This window comes from Peribacillus frigoritolerans (assembly GCF_001636405.1).
Lineage (GTDB): Bacteria > Bacillota > Bacilli > Bacillales > DSM-1321 > Peribacillus > Peribacillus frigoritolerans.
The window spans coordinates 3,560,734-3,580,022 of sequence record NZ_KV440950.1; the positions used below are offsets into that span (position 1 = coordinate 3,560,734).

19 protein-coding genes and 6 pseudogenes are annotated in these 19,289 nt (G+C 36.7%); 4 read left to right on the forward strand and 21 right to left on the reverse strand.

Going from position 1 to position 19,289, the window contains the following annotated elements; genetic code table 11:
- Positions 1–119: 119 nt before the first annotated feature.
- The 11 genes and pseudogenes from A6755_RS26210 to A6755_RS16960 all read right to left on the reverse strand — a co-directional run.
- Positions 120–397: pseudogene (locus tag A6755_RS26210) on the reverse strand (transposase); the annotation flags it as partial.
- Positions 398–658: 261 nt separating this feature from the next.
- A complete protein-coding gene (locus A6755_RS16920; RefSeq protein WP_063591413.1) occupies positions 659–1,519 on the reverse strand; it encodes an alpha/beta fold hydrolase in 861 nt (286 codons plus the stop codon).
- A gap of 388 nt (positions 1,520–1,907) precedes the next feature.
- The gene (locus A6755_RS16925) at positions 1,908–2,243 is read right to left on the reverse strand and encodes a thioredoxin family protein (RefSeq protein ID WP_053534694.1); all 336 of its coding nucleotides are present in this window, start codon (positions 2,241–2,243) and stop codon (positions 1,908–1,910) included.
- Between the two features lie 293 nt (positions 2,244–2,536).
- A complete protein-coding gene (locus A6755_RS16930) occupies positions 2,537–2,989 on the reverse strand; it encodes an OsmC family protein (RefSeq protein ID WP_063591414.1) in 453 nt (150 codons plus the stop codon).
- A gap of 13 nt (positions 2,990–3,002) precedes the next feature.
- Positions 3,003–3,281 (reverse strand): beta/alpha barrel domain-containing protein, encoded by a 279-nt coding sequence (locus A6755_RS16935; protein ID WP_063591415.1) that lies wholly within the window; start codon positions 3,279–3,281, stop codon positions 3,003–3,005.
- Complete coding sequence (locus tag A6755_RS16940; RefSeq protein WP_063591416.1) at positions 3,259–3,921, reverse strand: carboxymuconolactone decarboxylase family protein; 663 nt, start codon at positions 3,919–3,921, stop codon at positions 3,259–3,261. Before A6755_RS16940 ends, A6755_RS16935 begins: the two co-directional genes overlap by 23 nt.
- 147 nt (positions 3,922–4,068) lie before the next feature.
- Positions 4,069–4,644: a TetR/AcrR family transcriptional regulator gene (locus A6755_RS16945; protein WP_063591417.1), complete on the reverse strand. Its 576-nt coding sequence runs from the start codon at positions 4,642–4,644 to the stop codon at positions 4,069–4,071.
- A 542-nt stretch (positions 4,645–5,186) separates the two neighbouring features.
- Positions 5,187–5,348: pseudogene (locus tag A6755_RS26215) on the reverse strand (helix-turn-helix domain-containing protein); the annotation flags it as partial.
- Positions 5,349–5,578: 230 nt separating this feature from the next.
- The gene (locus tag A6755_RS16950) at positions 5,579–6,760 is read right to left on the reverse strand and encodes an MFS transporter (RefSeq protein ID WP_063591418.1); all 1,182 of its coding nucleotides are present in this window, start codon (positions 6,758–6,760) and stop codon (positions 5,579–5,581) included.
- Positions 6,761–6,799: 39 nt separating this feature from the next.
- Complete coding sequence (locus A6755_RS16955) at positions 6,800–7,090, reverse strand: helix-turn-helix domain-containing protein (RefSeq protein ID WP_063591419.1); 291 nt, start codon at positions 7,088–7,090, stop codon at positions 6,800–6,802.
- Positions 7,091–7,109: 19 nt separating this feature from the next.
- A pseudogene (locus A6755_RS16960) lies at positions 7,110–7,635 on the reverse strand (MBL fold metallo-hydrolase); the annotation flags it as partial.
- A 141-nt stretch (positions 7,636–7,776) separates the two neighbouring features.
- On the opposite strand from A6755_RS16960, the pseudogene A6755_RS28290 reads away from it, so the two are divergent.
- Positions 7,777–7,867, forward strand: a pseudogene (locus tag A6755_RS28290) (Lrp/AsnC family transcriptional regulator); the annotation flags it as partial.
- A gap of 336 nt (positions 7,868–8,203) precedes the next feature.
- Here the strand turns inward: A6755_RS28290 and A6755_RS16965 are convergent.
- Positions 8,204–8,524: pseudogene (locus A6755_RS16965) on the reverse strand (isochorismatase family protein); the annotation flags it as partial.
- Between A6755_RS16965 and A6755_RS26755 the strand changes: the two are divergent.
- Positions 8,518–8,640: pseudogene (locus A6755_RS26755) on the forward strand (Lrp/AsnC family transcriptional regulator); the annotation flags it as partial. The pseudogenes A6755_RS16965 and A6755_RS26755 sit on opposite strands and share 7 nt — an antisense overlap.
- A gap of 153 nt (positions 8,641–8,793) precedes the next feature.
- Here the strand turns inward: A6755_RS26755 and A6755_RS16970 are convergent.
- On the reverse strand, positions 8,794–9,201 hold the full coding sequence (locus A6755_RS16970) for an Lrp/AsnC family transcriptional regulator (RefSeq protein ID WP_063591420.1): 408 nt from the start codon (positions 9,199–9,201) through the stop codon (positions 8,794–8,796).
- Positions 9,202–9,471: 270 nt separating this feature from the next.
- On the opposite strand from A6755_RS16970, the gene A6755_RS16975 reads away from it, so the two are divergent.
- On the forward strand, positions 9,472–10,470 hold the full coding sequence (locus A6755_RS16975; protein WP_063591421.1) for an LLM class flavin-dependent oxidoreductase: 999 nt from the start codon (positions 9,472–9,474) through the stop codon (positions 10,468–10,470).
- A 502-nt stretch (positions 10,471–10,972) separates the two neighbouring features.
- Here A6755_RS16975 and A6755_RS16980 read toward each other — a convergent pair.
- The 6 genes from A6755_RS16980 to A6755_RS17005 all read right to left on the reverse strand — a co-directional run bounded on the left by A6755_RS16980 (position 10,973) and on the right by A6755_RS17005 (position 17,171).
- Entirely contained in the window at positions 10,973–12,412 is a 1,440-nt protein-coding gene (locus A6755_RS16980; protein ID WP_063591422.1) for an MFS transporter, read from the reverse strand.
- Between the two features lie 218 nt (positions 12,413–12,630).
- Positions 12,631–13,242: a YdhK family protein gene (locus tag A6755_RS16985; protein ID WP_084737853.1), complete on the reverse strand. Its 612-nt coding sequence runs from the start codon at positions 13,240–13,242 to the stop codon at positions 12,631–12,633.
- Between the two features lie 59 nt (positions 13,243–13,301).
- Complete coding sequence (locus A6755_RS16990; protein ID WP_063591423.1) at positions 13,302–13,919, reverse strand: nitrite reductase; 618 nt, start codon at positions 13,917–13,919, stop codon at positions 13,302–13,304.
- 105 nt (positions 13,920–14,024) lie between these two features.
- Positions 14,025–16,457: a heavy metal translocating P-type ATPase gene (locus A6755_RS16995; RefSeq protein WP_063591424.1), complete on the reverse strand. Its 2,433-nt coding sequence runs from the start codon at positions 16,455–16,457 to the stop codon at positions 14,025–14,027.
- A gap of 73 nt (positions 16,458–16,530) precedes the next feature.
- A complete protein-coding gene (gene copZ, locus A6755_RS17000; protein WP_063591425.1) occupies positions 16,531–16,737 on the reverse strand; it encodes a copper chaperone CopZ in 207 nt (68 codons plus the stop codon).
- A gap of 101 nt (positions 16,738–16,838) precedes the next feature.
- Positions 16,839–17,171 (reverse strand): metal-sensitive transcriptional regulator, encoded by a 333-nt coding sequence (locus A6755_RS17005; protein WP_063591426.1) that lies wholly within the window; start codon positions 17,169–17,171, stop codon positions 16,839–16,841.
- Between the two features lie 357 nt (positions 17,172–17,528).
- Between A6755_RS17005 and A6755_RS17010 the strand changes: the two genes are divergently transcribed.
- Positions 17,529–18,011: a DUF456 domain-containing protein gene (locus A6755_RS17010; RefSeq protein WP_063591427.1), complete on the forward strand. Its 483-nt coding sequence runs from the start codon at positions 17,529–17,531 to the stop codon at positions 18,009–18,011.
- Between the two features lie 197 nt (positions 18,012–18,208).
- Here the strand turns inward: A6755_RS17010 and A6755_RS17015 are convergent, their stop codons facing one another.
- Entirely contained in the window at positions 18,209–18,988 is a 780-nt protein-coding gene (locus A6755_RS17015) for a sulfite exporter TauE/SafE family protein (RefSeq protein WP_063591428.1), read from the reverse strand.
- Between the two features lie 51 nt (positions 18,989–19,039).
- Positions 19,040–19,267: a sulfurtransferase TusA family protein gene (locus tag A6755_RS17020; RefSeq protein WP_063591429.1), complete on the reverse strand. Its 228-nt coding sequence runs from the start codon at positions 19,265–19,267 to the stop codon at positions 19,040–19,042.
- Positions 19,268–19,289: the final 22 nt, after the last annotated feature.

A 19,289-nucleotide genomic window follows, 5' to 3' on the forward strand; every position in this document is an offset into this window, starting at 1 on the left:
GATGTCAATTTCTTTCTCTAAAATTTTCATTCCCCTTATGATATACTATTTTTGGCCATGACAAATAACCCTCCAAACCCCTTTTGGAAGGATGTTTCTCTGTTTCTCAAAACCGTTAATCAGGCTAAATCTAGGTACATTTCTTTTCTCTTTAATAGAAGAGCGTAAATCCTATGAAGCAACTTATTCATACAGGCAACGATTGACACTTTGACAGGTTTTCCTTCTGATTTTTTAATTTTTTAAGCTTTTTGTTCCTTGAACTTCTTAAGCCACATAGTACGGCAAGATACAGAGAATGACGTAATCTGATCGAACCCCTTTTTGTAATATGATTAATGGTTGGCGTAAACTTAACTGATGAGTGAACACTTGGATCTACTCCAGCGAAGACAACTTTCCATATAAAATTCCTCCTTTATTTACACACGAAGCTTAAATTATGGAACTAGTTTCAACGTTTTATTCTTATATAAATAACGTAATAAAGATTATTTTGGCTATACCTCCTCCAAAGAAACCTCTCGGGTAATAAAAAACCTAAATTACAGCCAACGTAAGAGCACATAACTTCCCCTAGTCTTTCTGTAATTTAGGTTTTGCCTGCTTAGCCAGTAACAACCCTAATTGGATATTTAATATTATTACTTTGCATCAACTATTTTAAACGTTCTCCTAAAAATTGTTTAATCAGATTAGCACTAGTTTCTAATTCTTCCTCTAAAGGAAAATGCCCCGTATTTAATAAATGTACCTCGCAATCTTTTAGATCTCTTTGGAAAGCCAAGGCTCCTTCTGGCCCAAAGAAAAGATCATTTTTCCCCCACGCTACTAATGCTGGAGGTTGATATGTTCTAAAGTATTCCTGCCAGCTAGGATACTGTTTAACGTTGTTTCGATAATCATAAAAAAGTGCAAGTTGTATTTCTTTATTGCCTGGACGATCCAATACGAATTGATCCATATTCCACGCATCGGGACTTATTCGATCAGGGTTGCGAGTCCCATCTATATATTGATATTTTGTAAAGTCCTCTGATAAAAGAGCTTTTAAATTATTCTTATTTTCCTCAGTAGGATTTTCCCAATAAGTACGTATAGGATCCCAAGCAGATTGTAATCCTTCCTCATAAGCATTTCCATTTTGAGTGATAATGGCTTGAATTCGTTCAGGATGTTTCGTTGCTATTCTGAATCCTACTGGCGCTCCGTAATCGTGAACATAGATACTAAATTTCTCTAATTTTAATTTTTCTACAAAATCATTTATTACATGGGCTAAGTTATCAAAAGTATATTCAAATTCATCCATTCCAGGTTGATCACTATTTCCGAAACCTGGGTAATCTGGCGCGATAATATGATATTCATCCATCAATTTAGTTATCAAATTTCGATACATATGAGAAGAAGACGGAAAACCATGAAGCAATAAAATTGTAGGATTACTTGTATTACCAGCTTCTCGATAAAAGATATTAATGTTATTAATATTTACTGTTTTGTATTGTACTAACATATTTTCACCTCAGATTAGTTGATTGTTTTTAATGTACCTTTTAAATATTTAACAAACACTAACAACTTCTTTTACTATTAACAAATCATAATGAGAATCCTTCATTAGAACCTGTCACAGATTTAATAGCAGTATCTGCACCAAGTTATTCATTAATTCCATAATTGTTTTATGTAATAGCTTCTGAGTTTATTGATTGCATAAGAGGTAACAATTATTTTGTATATTTATTATTTCTAGTTCCATACCAATAAGCCTAAGGTATAGCAACCAATGTTTTAATGTTGTCACTTTTACCCCTTATCTTTTCTGCCTTTGTTACAATATCGTGTTCAATTTAATTATCGTAATACCAATTTGAATTGACATCTTTATATATATAAAGGATTTACCGAGTAAACATCTCGTAAATCTGTTCTAGTTTTTCCTTTAAATGATCAAAGCGAACAAACCGATCCTCCCGTAAATATTCCTTTTGATCTATCATCAAAAGCATAATTGGAGCTGTTAAAATTAAAAATTTCCCTGCTACCTCTTCTACCTTACTAGCATCAATGTGCCCCAGGTGGATAAGTGGGTAATGGTCCAGCAGTTCCCTTAGCTTAGGTAATATAGCGTGACAAGTACTACACTCTGGTGTAGATACGTACAAGAAGCTCAATTCATGATTTTCAAGAAACTCTTCTACCATCTTAAGCGTAGTTAGCTCATTTACCTTTTTCATATTGATTCTCCTTTAAAGGTTCTCTGAATCACCATATTCCCTTTTAGGTTCTGACGCCATCAATTTCAAGCGGATTCAGCGGACCTGAATCTTTGCTGCCGTCAGACAACGCGTTAGAGCTACTGGAAAAGTAGTACCATCGCTTCGTGCTCCTTTTACTGTTTGTCCCGGCCTATGTTTCAGCAAAATTGTTTACTCTAATTTTTCAATTCCTGTATCGATGATAAGCCTACCAGTTTTGTCTTCAACATTCGTTTTAGCACCAGCCTAATTCGCAACCTTCATCATATTGACTAATTTTCTTCCTCAGATGATATAGATACTTTACCTTCAATATCTATTTGAACATCTGCTTTTTTCAACATATTTCCGATTGCGCATCCTTTATCTGCGGATACAATTGCTCTATTAGCTGCTTGGATATGCTCTTCTGTTGCAGCAGCAGACAAGATAATTTGAGGATAATGTATAATTTTGAATCCTTCTTCTTTTGAATTAGTTGCTTCCGAATCCATTGTCAATCCAGTGACAGGCAATTTTCTTGTTTCCAGCATACTGACAAGAGTCATCGTATAACAGGCTGCAGCAGAAGTTATAAGTAATTCTTTAGGCTCTGCACCTTCCCCACTGCCACCCAAAGATTCAGGTATCGCGATGTTTGTTTCAAGGAAATTAGCTTTAATCCTTCCGTTACCTTTTGTGTTTCCATACCAAACAGTCTTTAAATTTGTTTTTAGATCAGCCATGTGATTTCACTCCTTAATATACTTCTGTTCGTCCATCTCTGATTTTGTTTACCCAGTCAGGGTCAGCCAATAATGCGTGACCCACTGCTATCAAATCGAATTCTTCATGTTCTAATCTCTCGATTAAATCGTCCATCTTGTTGACTTTGCCATTAGCCTCTTCCCCAGTAGCAAAGAAATCCACGAAATCAGCGCCCTCGAGACCGTCAGATCCAACTGTAATTGTTGTTTTTCCTGTCAGTTTTTTTATCCATCCTGATAGATTCAGTTCAGATCCTTTCATCATAAGCATTTAAAGCATTAATGCCGTGAGCCATAGCAGACCCTGCTTTTAATGCGGTTGCTACCATAATAGCTTCAGCCATCTCTTCTTTTGTAACTTGAGCTTTTTTAGCTCTTTTTACATGATCTTCAATACAATATGGACAACCTGTTACATGAGCTATTGCAATAGCAATCAATTCTTTCTCTTTTACACTAAGTTTTCCTGCTTTCATTGCTTGTAGATCAAAGGAAACAAAGGATTTAAATGCTTCTCCATGTAAGGAAGAAAATTCTTTTAGGCGGTTAAAATACGATGCTTTGTATAATTCATCATCACCTGTCTCATCATAAGCATTTAAAGCATTAACGCTATGGGCCAAAGCAGACCCTGCTTTTAAAGCAGTTGCTACCATAATAGCTTCAGCCATCTCCTCTTTTGTAGTTTCTTTCTTTTTAACTTGATTAACATGAAGTTCGATACAATATGGACAACCAGTAACGTGAGCTACTGCTACAGCTATTAATTCCTTTAATTTAGATGATAGTTTCCCTTCAGCTAAGGCCTTATGATCGAAGTTGACAAATGCACGAAATGCTTCACCACTTAATTTACTAAATTCCCCTAAACGATTAATGTCTGATTTTTGATATAGACTATCATTACCCATTCTATCTTCTCCTTCATCTAATAAGATCTGGTGTTGATACCTTAAGATTCATAAATCATTATTTTGTACCTACCATTCGGTACAAAATTAAATTATCATACATTCAGAGGATAAGCAAGAAAAATGATATGAGAAAGTCTCATATCATTAAGAAAGACGATATTGTACTCGAATTACATCTAGAACGTTTGTAAGGAAGCTTATATCTTTCTGGCTCTTCATTAATAAAACTCCACCTTCAATCATGGCAACGATGGATTGAGCATGTTTTTTCGAATCCATATTAGATGGAAAATGCCCTTGCTTTATTAATTCATTTAAAGTCTCTTCTATAGAAGAAATCCATCGGTCAAAGATATATTGTATCTTCAATCGAAACATCTCATCATGTTCACTCATTTCGATAGCTAAGTTGCCAACGGGACAACCTGATTTCCCTTCCTCGTCTGTATGGAATACTAATGTTCTCTTCAGCATTTTATTTAATTTAGTGATTGGATCAAATTCAGATTGGAAAATCTCCAAAAAAACTTCTTGATCACATTCTTTTACTAAATCTTCTACTACAGCTAAACCAAGATCATGCTTAGAGGAAAAGTAATGGTAAAACTGTCCTTTCCCAATGTTAGCAGCATCAAGAATATCACTGATAGAAGTGGCTTGATATCCTTTCGAATAAATAATTCTTCTTGAAATTGTAATAATTTCTTGTTGTTTAGACATATAGACACACCTTTATTAGTTAATTTAACTAGTCACTCTATATACAAATATAGAGTGATTAAATCAGATATACTTACTACAAATCATACAACAGAAGTATGACCTGTTACTATTGTGTTAGGCATCCTTTTTAACGATAGTAAAAACAAATGAATTTTATCATAGTCGTTTTATAATTTCTAATTTGCTCGAATTTAAACAATGAGCTAATATATTTAAATAAAAAAAGTTGATTCTTACAACCGTACAGGAATCGGTATTTTTCAGGTCTGAATTTGATTAGCGTAAGGAAAAATGTTTTTGCCTCCAAAAAATGTCTTAGCGTATAATATTAGCGTCGGCAGGACCCCATATAGGAAAGAACATATTGAACACTAAGAATTCCAATTAAATATCTCCTTTCATAACCACTTTATCTCTATTTTACCACAATAGTATTTGTATCTTATTCAAACTATCCTGCCCTGTTAGTTCCATAAGAAAAAGCTGCCTTAAAGACAGCTCAGATCTTCAGCTAACGGACCCGTTAGTACATTAACGTACTAGTTTTTTAAATAACGATATAATGTAGATTTACTTATGCCTGTTTCATTCTTTATATCACTTAAAGTATATTTTTTACTTTGATACATATCAATAGCTTTTTGCACATTTTCATCCGGTTTTCGTGGACGACCTGCAATATTGCCTTTTTGTACCGCTTCAATTTTTTCTTGACTTCTTGTGTATTGAGTAATTATTTTCTACCAACAATAAGAGAAACTGAACTATCTGCAGGGCTGAATGACGCAGCTACTTTTCTTCCACTAGCAGTAAATTTCTATGGAATGGTATTTTAATATTTGAAGTGTTTGTCCATGTGCCTCTTCATGTATTTTTGATAGTTAAATAAAAAAATCCACTATCTTTTGAGATAGCGGATATCTGAATAGGTCTAATTGAGGTTAGGTTTCTTTAATTTTACACTTGAAATAACAAACGCGATGACAAGAACAATTGTGGCAAATATATACGGCATATCGATATTGATATCAAATAAAATACCGCCAATAATTGGTCCAAGTATGATACCTAAGCTTGTATAAGCAGAGTTCATGCCCGCAATATACCCTTGGTTTTTCCCGGCGATTTTCGATAAAAATGATGTTACAGCGGGGCGTAAAATATCACAAGAGAAAAATACAATACTCGTCACAACAATCATTGTCAAGTAACCGTCTATTAAAATCGTTAGAAAGATAAAAATAGCAGCAGATAGTAAGGTTAAATTAATTAACATTCGTTCACCAATTACATTGACTAGTTTATCAAAGAATATAATCTGAGCAACAACACCAGAAATTGAACCAACCGTAATAACGATTGAAATATCACGAATTGTAAAGCCAAACTTTTCATCGACGAATAAGCTAAACATCATTTCATAAACGGCCAGTCCGAACGCTAGTATGAATACGATCAGTAGTGGTGTGAAGTACTTTGGTTGAAATGATTTTTTAAATTCTTGTATAAATACTGGACGTACAGCGGATGCGCGATTTTTTTGTAGCTGTTCTACTGTAATCGAATCATCCAATAGAATAAAAATAATAATGGTAGCAATGAGTGCAATAGCAGAAGCAAAGAAGAACGGTGCGCGTATCCCGAACTCTGCAATCAGTCCACCAACTCCTGGCCCAATTATAAACCCTAAACTGATTGCAGCTGATTGGTAACCTAACACTTTTGCCCGATTTGATAAGGTCGTTTTATCTGTAACGTACGTAACAACGGCTGGCATAATGAAAGCGGCACTTACACCACCAAGAAGACGGCTCACAAATAATAGCCAAGTTTCATCCGCAAAGCCAAATAGTGCCTCTGAAAATGAAAATAATAAAAGACCAATGACAATCATTTTTTTACGGCCGATTGAATCGACCCATACGCCTGTAAAAGGTGAAGCCAAAAACTGTGCAAATGCCATTACAGCGAACAAGTAACCGACAACGGCACCATTTAAACTTAATTCCTCTGCAATTGATGGCATAACTGGTGAAGCAAGTCCCATCCCCAAATAAGCAATAAATAAACTAGATAATGCAAGTGCAATAGACACTTTTTCCTTTCGATTCATAATTGATTACCTCTAATTGATTGTAAACCAAGTCATGTCCTATCTGTTGGAGGATGAAATGGATGCATTCACTTTCTTCATTGTTTGTACTATATTTTGTAATTGTTCTAAATCGATGTCAGAGAAGTGCTTCATCAGAAAATCTTTATCCGCTTCTTCGCTTAATTTCTGATAAGTAAGGCCTTTCTCTGTTAATACGATGAAAAACTCACGATGATTGTTTGGATTGCTCTCATACGTAATGAAATTTTGAGCTTTAAGCTTGGCGTGTACCTGGCTTACTGTACTTTTGAAAATGGTATATTGCATCACGATTTCATTGTAATACATGGGTGTTCCATCTCATAAAAACAACATGGTCCCTTGTTGTGCTAATCTCGTCTTCGATAGCGTCATACCATACTGTATCACCAGCTACATATAAAACTTTTTCACTTGGGTGCTTTAATACTACTCCACAAACTTCACCCATTAAGTTTAATAACTCTTCTCCTCTACCATGTTCACCTTTTGTTTTTACTAATTGGATCCCTTCAAAAACAGTGTCTTGTTTTAGTACTTCTACATTTTCAAACCACTTGCTTTTACTTCTTTTGCATCTGCTTCATTTTGAACAATCATTTTGATGTTTTTTGGCAATACGTTTTTTGCTACATCATCAAAGTGATCTGGGTGTAGATGAGTAACAATTACTGCATCTACGCCATCCAGAATGTTATCAATTGATGTTGGCAAACTCACCAAAGGATGAAACAGATGTCGTCTTATCGTTTCAGGGAAAGTAGGGTACGAACCTTTCTCTGCTAACATAGGATCTTTTAAAATTTTTTATTTGCGTATTCTACAACAATTGTTGCATTTCGAATTTGTAATATTCATATTTACAACTCACTTTTCTTTTTATTTGTCTTAGTTTGACAGAATTAAGTGTATAATATCAGCAGTGTCCAAATACATAGATAAAATAAGGTGTTTTAACTCTTTGACTTTATTTTCGAAAGGAAACTAACTTTCAAATAGATCAAACAGATAAAAAAATTCATAGAGAAATTATGTATCAATAGCCGAATTACACTGAAAGAACTGGGAGAGAGAGTACATTTAACATGACCAGCAGCTTCAGCTAGAGTAGGGAAATTATAAGAGAATGGGGGTATTTAGGGATCTTGCATTAAAGTAAATCAAGCAATTAGGGTGCTTTATGTATACCTTCATCAATATCTATATTTATGGAAAAGACAATTCCTGTACATGGTATTACTATGGACCAAAAACAGACCATCTTGATCTTTTTTCAGATGGGAATACTGATATCGAAAAACAAAATAAAGTATAATGAATAAAGGGTGTCCAGAATTTGTTCTTTCTGGACACCCTTTTTTTAAACTGTTGAAACATCTTTCTTGTGAAAGAAAAGATGTTACATTTCCAAAGGAGAATCTTTTATTTTAAAAATGCCTCTGTTGTCTTCACTGTTGCATAGATGCCTTTTAATGCAGCCTTAAATGCGTAATGAACATGCTCAGCAGGAACGATTTTATCTTCAATTTTTATTGTTGTTGCACAAGCATCTTCAATCACTTGGCATGGATATCCGTGTTCAACTGCTGCACGTACTGTTGCATCAATACACATATGTGACATCATGCCGTAAACGATTAATTCTTTAACCCCTTGTTCTTGTAGTTTTTCATGTAAGTTTGTATTGAAGAAGCTATTCGGCATATGTTTTTCAATGACTGTTTCGCCTTCTAATTCGTTCACAAGAAGCTTTAAATCACCTTTTGAATGATTTATTGAAATATGGAAACTATCAGCTTTATTTGTCTATTAAGGAAGTGAAAAAGCGTTATAATGCGTCATTAATGTCTGATGAATAACGTGTTTGTTGTCATCATGTATCAATGTAAACCGTTACTAAATTATGTATAAAAATCCCTACCTTGGTGAATTTCATGTCCAAGCTAGGGATTTTTAGAGAAGACATACATCATGTTTTATGTCCTAACATCTCCGTTTTATAAAGTAAACTATTAGCTAATAACAATCGATACTTTATAGTTTGCTTGTTTGTTTAAGTTATTTAAAAATTGATCTAATACCTCATTTGAAGGGAATTTACATTCAAGCAAATAGCAACCGTCTCCACTAACTTTATAATTGTTTATTACATAGTTATCTTGTGTTTCTATAAAAGCTAAATACGGTTGATGATGGATATTTTTGATATAAATATTTAGAAATGCATGTATAGCAAAACCTAATTTCACTTGATTCACTTCGATACTGCATCCTTTTATAATGTCATTGTCTAATAACTTTGCTACCCTTGATGCGGTTGCTGGTGCAGTGAGATGTACTTTCCCCCCTAATTCTTTCATAGTCAGGCGACTATTTTTAGACAGCTCGTCGAGTATTTTTTTATCTGTTTCATCAATCATATTCTTGTATCCTTTCTAAAAAAATTAGATGTATTTTTACATAGTTTGTGTTCGCTGTACACTTTTTTATGTTTGCTTAAAAACTTTAAAAATAAAGTGAAATCATGAAATAACTTTATTTTCCTTATGTATTGATTGGTTGAGGCAGTATATATTTATATGCATGCAAATCAAAAGAGCAAGCACCCACTTTAATATGAACGATTATTAAAATGTTTTGTTCAGTGATTTGTATAAGTTAAATATTCATTATTTTAGGGGTGAAATATTATGAAAAAATTTGATATATCAGTTTTATCAGCTGCTCCATTAAGACAAGGAGAAACAATGAAACAAGGGATTGATTCTGCAGTGTCATTAGGCAAAGCTGTAGATAAAATGGGCTATAAACGGATTTGGTTTACAGAGCATCATAATCACGACGCTTATGCTAGTTCAGCTACCGTATCTATTGTACAACATATATTAGCAAATACAGAAGACATTCGCGTAGGTTCAGGAGGTATTATGCTGCCAAATCATTCCCCATTAGTCGTAGCGGAGCAATTTGGAACACTTGAAACACTGTATCCAAATCGTGTAGATTTAGCGTTAGGTCGCGCACCAGGAACTGATCAAAAAACTGCCGATGTGATTCGTCGTTCGAATCATAACGGGGTGTTTTTCTTTGAACGGGAAGTACGAGATATTTTGCGTTTTGTAGGGGATGAGAGCGTGCAAGGAGAGGTTCGTGCTTATCCAGGTATTGGAACGAATGTACCAGCCTTTATATTAGGCTCCTCAATGGGTTCGGCTAGGATCGCTGCAAATCTTGGTCTACCTTATGCATTTGGTGCTCAATTTTCGCCTCATGCGATGGAAGAAGCGCTCGCTATTTATCGAGAAAATTTCCAACCGTCTGCTTATTTACAAGAGCCTTATGTGATGGCTTGTATTAATGTGATTGCAGCAGATTCAATGGAAGAGGCGTCATTGATTTCTGCAAGTCATTTGCAGGTGTATATCGATATTTATACAAATAATTTAAGTCAGCTTATTCCACCAACTAAAAACTTCCTTGAATCGTTATCACAAGTTGAATTAGAAATTCTTCATCATCGACTAGGGTATACAATCATGGGTGATGCAGAAACTATTCGTCGGGATCTGATGGAATTCCAACAGACTTATCAAGTAGATGAAATCATAGTAATATCTAATATTTACGAATTGAGCAAGGAAATCCATTCTTATGAGATTTTAAAACATGTTGATGAATCATTTGAATAAAGGATGGGGCTTCTTTAGAAGTGCAAATCAGTTCAACAGTCTATGATTTTCAACAATCTGGCGTGATTGTGGGATAAAGCTTAGATTATTAAAGCATACTTTATAAAAAATCAACTGCCTTATTTCCCCCATCTTAAACAGGATGGGGGGATACGTGTTTGAAGTATTTAAAATCATAACTTATTTTAATCCTTACATTTCCTTATGGGATTGTGACAGCTTCGCTGGTACTACCCCATCTAATACTGTGACCTCTTCGAGGACTTTTTTACACACTTGTATTATTTAATATAAGTTATGTGTTATCTCAATCCTAATAATGATGCACATATGCAAAAAAAAAGCAGTCGATGAGGGGTATCTCCCATCGGCTGCCTATCGATAATTAACCGTCGATACAGTTAAACGATTGATCGAGCTGCTCTTTACCCTATTCGGTCGGTAACTTTTCCCGATTCTTCGTGGGAGCAATAGCTCGAGTAATTTAAGAATTGCGATTACATCACTTTACCCTATTCGATTCTCCTTGCTTTGATGAGCGGATAAACAGAAGCGCTAATACTGCGCCTGCAAAAGCCACCATGCCGGACCAGAAGAATGCTTGTTGAAAGCCCTCATTCAGAGTGACGACTGGATCTCCTGCGGTACTGGAGGCCGTTGTCGCTGCAGCAATTACAACCATGATGGCTAGGCTAATCGCCGAGCCGATCTGGGAAGTAGTATTGTATACGCCCGATACCAACCCTGACTCTTCCGGTTTGGCACCTGATATAGCCGCCGTTTGAGCTGGAATATAGGCTAGTGCCCTACCCAGAGAAGCCAACAGTAAAGCCAGTAGGACGTTATCCAAATATTTTCCATTTGCTGGTGTGTCGAAGGAAAGCAAGAGCATAGAACATCCAAGTGCTAGAAATCCAATAAATAGAACAGCTTTTAAACCGAATTTTTCAACCAACTTTCCAGTTATAAAAATCATAGTAATCGCTATTAGTATCGGCGCCGGAATTAAGGCCACTCCGGCTTCGAAGGGAGAAAATTTCAATACCTGCTGTAAGTACAACATAATGAAATAATTGAATGGAATCCACATTCCATTTAGCATAATAAGCGCAATATTACCCGCGGCCAAGTTGGGAATCTTAAAAATACGAAGTGGCAGGAGTGGCTCCTTCTTCTTGGCCTGAATAAAAATAAATATGATAAATAACAAGGCCCCCATAATCAATGTCCATACAGTAGAGGGTGAACTCCATCCATTGTGTTCTGCGGTTACGATGCCGAAAACGAACAGCACTATAGCAGCCGTTATGGAGAAAGCGCCAGCGTAATCGATGCGGCCTTTTCTAAGTATGCCTTTCTGTAGGAGTCCTGGGGACAAGACCAAAACCAGAATACCGATGGGAACGTAGATCAGAAACGTCCACCGCCAGCCCAGCCACTCCGTAATGATGCCTCCGAGGAATACACCGGCCAACCCACCCGCCGCACCGGCAAGGCCCCAGAAAGCAAGCGCCTTATTCATTTCCTTCGGGTTTGCGGTAAACAGTATCATTACAATGGACATTGCAGCCGGTGTAATTAAGGCGGAACCGGCACCCTGGAGTGCACGGGCGACGTTTAGCACCGAATCATTCCAAGCCAATCCTGCGAGTAAAGACGCCAAGGTCAGGATTGAAAACCCCCACATGAATAAGCGCCGTTGGCCGAACAAATCGCTCAACTTTCCTCCCAATAGCAGAAGTCCTCCGAAGAAAATAATATATGCGTTCATCACCCATTGCAAACTCACCTGCGTATAGCCGAGCCCTTCTTTGATGGCTGGCAGGGCAACCTGCATGATCGTTGTATCCATGATAGTCAAGAAAAACGCAGTGCACAATAAAGCAAGAGCTTTCCAGCGCTTCGGGTCGGCTTGCGCAAGCGTCTGTGAATGTGTTGACATTATTCAATTCCCTCCAATTTTAGAATTTATTTTCGGTTCATTTTTAGAAATGTAAACTTGAGACTGCTGCCAAAAGCAAGATTAATTTGGTTTCTAAAACTCCCCTGATTTTGCTGAAAATTAGTCAACCTACGTATAGTATTTAATAGAAAATTTCACTCCCAACAATAGAATGTATTTGTAGAGTAAGCCTTTCATTTACTAGTGCTAATTGTTTTTTATTTAGCTGAAAGTTCACTTTCTGTTACCCATTTATGATTTTTCACTTGTTCTCCACCAGTTGTTGAAGTGTAATCAACCATATAAACAGTTGTTTGTTGGACTGAATCAATTACTGCCTTTGCATCCTTCATGCCTCTCATGTGGTCTGCTTCGACGATCACTTCATCTCCTGGTTTATACGGTTTGTCGGTAGTATCTTGAATTTCTTCATGAATAATCCATTTGTGATTTATTACTTTTTCTCTGCCAGTTGTCGGTGTATACGAAATTGTATAAATAGTGGTATCGAATGCACTGACGATGGTTGCTTCAGCACCTTCCATTCCCTCCATATGATCAGAATTAATAATGGCTTTACTTCCCACTTTAAATTTTGGATTCATAGCCTCTTTTAATCCTTTTGGTACTTCACCTGAACTTGAATGATTCATGTGATCCATTCCTTCCATGCCTTCATGTTTCGTATAGCTTGAATTCTTATCTTGTTCGGATTCATCTCTATGATTCATATTTGCATGTTCGTTCTCCTTATCACCATCGGAGCAAGCCGCTAAAAGTACGGCAAGGACTAAGGTAAGAAGAAATAGGGTTGTCCGTTTAGTTTTCATTATGATTACCTCCTTTAACTTAATTACTTAACCATCACAACAAAATACAGAAATTTATATTAACTTATTAATTGATCTCTACCTATTCGTTTTAAAAATTTATAAAATGTCTCTCGCTTTTTACCTATTTGTGAATAGATAGCGATAATCTCTTCTACTAATTCATATAATTCTTCTGGCTTTAAATTCTCCTTCAGCAAAGAACCAACCTCGGCGTCTTTCCCTTTTGCTTTTCCTCCAACATATAGAATGTAATGATCTCTAATTTTCATCACACCTATGTCGCTTAACATGGGTTCACCGCAACCAATAGGGCAACCTGTGTAAGCAACCTTTAGGGTAAATGGTACGGCATTTCCTGCTATACGGCGATTTAACTCTTTTGCCACTGGCATTCCTTCTTCTTCTTCCCCTTTGCAAAAATTACATGTTCTTAAACTCTTTATGAAGTTTCCAACTGGATAACATGCTAATCCAACACTTTGAAATTCTTCTATAATATCTTCTTTTTTATCTTCCGGGATTTCTATATAGAGTTGTTGGAAGGTGGTTAACTCAAGTTCCTCATCTTCATTCATATATTTTGATATCGTCACAAGTTGTTTTGAGTTGAGTTTTGCTCCAAATCCTATTCCCCCATTTATGGCGATCTTAATTTTTTTACCACTGTCCTCCATATAACTTTTCCTCCTTTTTCAACCAATTACTATACGTAGGTAAGGTATATATTTTATCGATATTATACCTGCCACTAAATATAGTGACAGGTGACATCAACTATTTTATTTTTCTAATTTCACTCTTTGTAAACGCAATGCGTTTAAGACGACCGATACGGAACTAAATGCCATCGCTGCGCCAGCTACCCATGGTGCAAGTAACCCTATTGCAGCAATTGGAATCCCAATGGTATTATAGGCAAATGCCCAGAATAAGTTTTGCTTAATATTACGCATCGTTTTACGACTCATTAAAATTGCATCAGCAATACTGTTTAGGTCACCTCGAATCAAAGTGATATCAGCAGCTTCCATGGCAACATCTGTACCTGTACCAATGGCCATACCAATATCAGCAGTGGCAAGTGCAGGTGCATCATTAATACCGTCACCAACCATTGCAACTTTTTTGCCCTGTTGTTGCAGTTTTTTCACTTCTTCTGCTTTCCCTTCAGGAAGCACTTCCGCAATAACTGCATCAACGCCTACCTCTTTAGCAATTGCTTGGGCTGTACGTTCATTATCACCTGTCATCATGATAACCTTGATGCCCATTTCTTGTAATCGACGTACTGCTTCACGAGAGGTATCTTTTATCGTATCTGCTACAGCAACTACCCCAGCATATTGGCCATTAATTCCAGCTAACATCGCTGTTTTCCCATTTCGCTCTAATTCTTCCATTGCAGGAAGAACGGAATGAATATCAATCCCATATTGTTGCATCAGTTTCCGTGTACCAATGACCACTCCTTGACCTGAAACCGTCGCTTGCACCCCATAACCTGGGATCGCCTCGAAGAATTGGACGTCACCAAGTTCGATACCTTTCTCTTGAATCCCTTGAACGATTGCTTCTGCTAATGGGTGCTCGGATTGTTTTTCTGCAGCACCGATCATTGATAAAAATTTATCTTCGTATTGACCATCTGCTAATATAACATCTGTTAATACAGGTTTACCATGTGTGACAGTACCTGTTTTATCCACTACCACTGTGTCGATACTTTGGGTTTGTTCTAAATGCTCGCCACCTTTGAACAAAATACCAAATTCTGCTGCACGACCCGAACCGGCCATAATTGAAGTTGGTGTCGCTAAACCAAGTGCACATGGACAAGCAATCACAAGAATTGCAATTAACACTTCAAGTGCTGGTGTAAACTCCCCTGGTTGAACCCATATAATCCATACTAGGAATGTAAGGATGGCAATCCCTACTACAATTGGTACAAAAATACCTGAAATTTGATCCGCCATACGTTGGATTGGTGCTTTTGAACCTTGTGCATCTTCTACTACTTTAATAATTTGGGCTAACGCTGTATCACGTCCGACTTTTGTTGCTGTCATTTTGATGAAACCATTTTTGTTAATGGTTGAGCCGTATAATGCGTCACCTGCTTTTTTATCCACTGGTAAACTTTCACCTGTTAACATCGATTCATCCACAGCTGTAGTTCCTTCTACTACTTCACCATCAACAGGAATTTTTTCACCTGGCTTCACTAAAATCGTGTCACTTATTACTACTTCTTCTAAAGGTACTTCTTTTTCAACTCCGTCACGTTCGACGATGGCTGTTTTAGCTTGAAGACCCATTAATTTTTTTATCGCTTCTGATGAACGACCTTTTGCTCTTGCTTCAAATAATTTACCTAAAAGAATCAGTGTAATTAGTACCGCACTTGTTTCAAAATATAGGTGTGGACCGTGGTGTGTTCCAGCTGTAACAATCGCTTGATATAAACTATAAAAATAGGCTGCGGAAGTACCCATGACGACGAGTACATCCATGTTTGCACTACCATTACGAAGTGCTTTATAGGCACCCACATAAAACTGTTTCCCGATAATAAATTGTACCGGTGTTGCCAAGATCAATTGTATCCATGGATTCATTAAGATATCCGGTACATATAGGAATGAAGTAAATGAAAAGTGCCCTACCATTGTCCATAATAATGGTAACGATAAAATCGCCGAAATGGTGAATTTACGTTGTTGATCTTTAATGTGCTTTTCACGGTGATCTACCTGTTCTTTATTATCAAGTTTTTGGTGTGCACCGTAACCTAGCTTCTCTACCTTTGCAATAATGTCGGAAATCGTTACTTCTGAAGGGTTAAATTCGAGTGTTGCTTTTTCAAGCGCTAAATTGACGTTCGCAGTTGCAATACCTTCCATTTTGTTTAACCCTTTTTCAATACGTGTCGCACATGCGGCACAAGTCATTCCGGTAATATCAAATTCTGCTTTTTGTTTTACAACACCGTAGCCGAGTGCTTCGATTTTCTTTTCAAAATCTTCCTCACTCAGTTTTGAAGGGTCATATTTAATCGATGACTTTTCAAGTGCTAAGTTAACGGTTGCTTGCTCGACCCCCCCCATTTTATTTAGACCTTTTTCAATACGTGTCGCACATGCAACACAAGTCATTCCGGTAATTTGAATATTCGCTTCTTTAACAGCTTTACTTTTTACTTCTGTACTCATGATGTGTTCCACCTCTCCGATACCCATAAGGGGTATATTTTTTTGAAAATAAGAGAGTGCTAAAAAAGCACTCTTATTTTACCTCATATCCTTGATCTTCAATCGTTTCTTTAATTATATCGAGGGATACTTGCGATTCATTAAATATTACTTCAACTTGAGCATCATTTAATTTTACATTTACTTGGTTAATACCTTCTAATTGACCAACGCTTCCTTCGATTGAATTTACACAATGTCCACATGACATACCTTGTACATTTAATGTTATTTTTTTCATATTTTTTCTCTCCTTTAATAAAATATCTGGCGCAATATACACTATAGGGGTATATAAAAGATAAAAAAATTCTTTTATTCCCTATCACTCTATAGAGTTTTTTACTTTTTCATTAGCTTGTGAATCGTCACAACTAATTCATCTAAAACTTCTTCATCACCTTCTGAAATGCGATCTACGACACACCCCTTTAAATGACCTTCCAAAAGAATTTTGGCTACACTATTTAATGCAGACTGTGTTGCAGAAAGTTGTGTGATAATGTCATCACAATAAACGTCCTTGTCTACCATCCCTTTGATTCCTCTAATTTGACCTTCGATACGATTTAATCGATTGGTTAAATCCTTTTTCACTCGTTCTGGATGATGGCTTTTACGACAAGTCGTAACATCATCTGTATGGCAAGCTACTTCTTTCACTGTGTTTTCCATCGGGTAACCTCCTACCTTGATTAAATATTACCATACCCCTGTTAGGTATGTAAATAAATAAACTAAATTTTTTTCCGTTTGGCTAAAACCCTTTTTAACACGCACTAAAAAGGATGATACTAGGTTGGACTTAAAATTCTTTTTCACGTAATTTAATGATGGTGGCCAGTTGATTCAGCCTTCACTTTACATAAAACCGAATTCAAACCCCTTGTGATATCAAGATTTAATCCTTTGTTAGTTGATGACCTGTGCGGGAATTGAATATACAAGAAAAGAATAAATGGTGTTTGTCCCTAAATAGAAATATAATTTAATAGATATATGAAAAAGTAAGTATGAAAAGGTGGAGTTTCATTGGATATTTTATGGTGGGGGTTAACGATCGTCTTATTTGCTTTAAGTTTTGTAGGAATTGTCTATCCTATTATTCCTTCGGTTGTTGCGATTTGGGGAGGATTTGCAGTTTATCAATTCCTGGTTAATCCCGATGAGTTATCGTTATGGTTCTGGATCAGTATGGTTGTGTTGAGCGGTGTATTAATCGCGGCAGACATTATCGCAAACAGTTATTTTGTTAAAAAGTATGGGGGGTCAAAAACATCCGAGACAATAGCAGCTATTGCCACGATTGTTGGTTCATTTGTATTCCCTCCTTTTGGAATAATTCTCGTACCATTTTTAGCAGTCCTCGTTTCGGAATTAATCATTCAAAAAGATATAATGAAGGCTACTAAAGTTGGGTTTGCAACTATCATCGGTTTTTTAGGCGGCAGTTTAGCCAAAATATTAATTCAATTATTGATGATTGTTTGGTTTATTTTAGCTGTAATCTTTTAATTATTTATAAACGGCCACAATAAGAAAAAGCTGACTTTCAACAGTCAGCTTTTTCTATTAACAAAAGTCCCATTGACTTATCGGTACAAGATAATAAGAAAAAAAGTGATGGAGGAAAAGGAACTATTAGTGTGGCCTATTGTGAACACTTCTTTAACGATAGAACTTTTCGCAACTGCTCCCTCCCGTGTCAAAACTCAAGATATGATCCCCGTCCAAGTTTTTACAGCCGTCGCTAAAATTAATAGAGCCAGTATGACTTGCAGCACTTTTACATTCATTTTTTTACCGGCCATTGCCCCAAGCGGAGATGCTATTAAGCTAGCTACAACCATGATCAACGCCGGATAGAAGTCAACTTGACCCGTTGATATTTTCCCTGCTGTTGCACCAATGGATGAAATGAATGTGATTGCCAATGAAGACGCAATCGTGACCCTTGTTGGAATTCTTAAAACGATAAGCATGATGGGAACTAATAGAAAGCCCCCTCCGGCACCGACTATCCCGGCGCCTAAACCAACGATTAATGCCAGGATGGCCGCAAGCCATTTATTAAAGGTAACTTGATCCACAGGAATATCATCTATCCCTTTCTTTGGAATGAACATCATGACAGCCGCTATCAACGCCAAGATGCCATAGACGATATTCACTCCGTTTTCCGACATCGTTTGTGATCCAAAACTTCCAACCACACTTCCGATCAACACACTGATCCCCATGTAAAGAATAAGCGTTTTATTTAAATGTCCGCTATTACGATAGCTCCATATACCTCCGATGGAAGCGAATAAGACTTGTACAGCGCTTATGCCTGTCACATCATGGGCACTAAATGCCGCTAAACCGAAGATTGGGGGAATAAACAGCAGCATTGGATAATTTATTATCGAACCCCCGATGCCGAGCATCCCTGATACGTATGAACCTACAAAACCAATCAAAAAGATGGTAATGATAAAGGTTATATCCATTGCAAGTGCCTCCCTTAAAAGAAGGGAACCCTAATGGTCCCCTCCACTTTATCAGCCTTTTCTGATCCAAAATTTCAGTATATCATTTTCTTCTGCCGTTTCCACCAGTTCATGGCCACCGGATTTTGACCAAGCGGCTAAGTCGGCTTTAGCTCCTTTATCGGTTACGTGTATCTCCAGCACTTGCCCGGTTTGCAAATCATTCATGGCTTTTCTCGTTTTGACGATCGGCATTGGACATGCAAGCCCCTTAGCATCTAGCATTTTATCTGAATTCATATTTCATCTCTCCTATTTTCTT

Coding starts and splice junctions, on each gene's coding strand:
- A6755_RS17015 (WP_063591428.1), bottom strand. CDS start 18,988: ATGGATATAACCTTTATCATTACCATCTTTTTGATTGGTTTTGTAGGT.
- A6755_RS17020 (WP_063591429.1), bottom strand. CDS start 19,267: ATGAATTCAGATAAAATGCTAGATGCTAAGGGGCTTGCATGTCCAATG.
- A6755_RS16925 (WP_053534694.1), bottom strand. CDS start 2,243: ATGAAAAAGGTAAATGAGCTAACTACGCTTAAGATGGTAGAAGAGTTT.
- A6755_RS16990 (WP_063591423.1), bottom strand. CDS start 13,919: ATGGAGGACAGTGGTAAAAAAATTAAGATCGCCATAAATGGGGGAATA.
- A6755_RS16955 (WP_063591419.1), bottom strand. CDS start 7,090: ATGTATTACAATGAAATCGTGATGCAATATACCATTTTCAAAAGTACA.
- A6755_RS16945 (WP_063591417.1), bottom strand. CDS start 4,644: ATGTCTAAACAACAAGAAATTATTACAATTTCAAGAAGAATTATTTAT.
- A6755_RS16940 (WP_063591416.1), bottom strand. CDS start 3,921: ATGGGTAATGATAGTCTATATCAAAAATCAGACATTAATCGTTTAGGG.
- A6755_RS16950 (WP_063591418.1), bottom strand. CDS start 6,760: ATGAATCGAAAGGAAAAAGTGTCTATTGCACTTGCATTATCTAGTTTA.
- A6755_RS16970 (WP_063591420.1), bottom strand. CDS start 9,201: ATGATTGATGAAACAGATAAAAAAATACTCGACGAGCTGTCTAAAAAT.
- A6755_RS17005 (WP_063591426.1), bottom strand. CDS start 17,171: ATGGAAAACACAGTGAAAGAAGTAGCTTGCCATACAGATGATGTTACG.
- A6755_RS16980 (WP_063591422.1), bottom strand. CDS start 12,412: ATGTCAACACATTCACAGACGCTTGCGCAAGCCGACCCGAAGCGCTGG.
- copZ (WP_063591425.1), bottom strand. CDS start 16,737: ATGAAAAAAATAACATTAAATGTACAAGGTATGTCATGTGGACATTGT.
- A6755_RS16995 (WP_063591424.1), bottom strand. CDS start 16,457: ATGAGTACAGAAGTAAAAAGTAAAGCTGTTAAAGAAGCGAATATTCAA.
- A6755_RS16920 (WP_063591413.1), bottom strand. CDS start 1,519: ATGTTAGTACAATACAAAACAGTAAATATTAATAACATTAATATCTTT.
- A6755_RS16975 (WP_063591421.1), top strand. CDS start 9,472: ATGAAAAAATTTGATATATCAGTTTTATCAGCTGCTCCATTAAGACAA.
- A6755_RS16935 (WP_063591415.1), bottom strand. CDS start 3,281: ATGCTTATGATGAAAGGATCTGAACTGAATCTATCAGGATGGATAAAA.
- A6755_RS16985 (WP_084737853.1), bottom strand. CDS start 13,242: ATGAAAACTAAACGGACAACCCTATTTCTTCTTACCTTAGTCCTTGCC.
- A6755_RS16930 (WP_063591414.1), bottom strand. CDS start 2,989: ATGGCTGATCTAAAAACAAATTTAAAGACTGTTTGGTATGGAAACACA.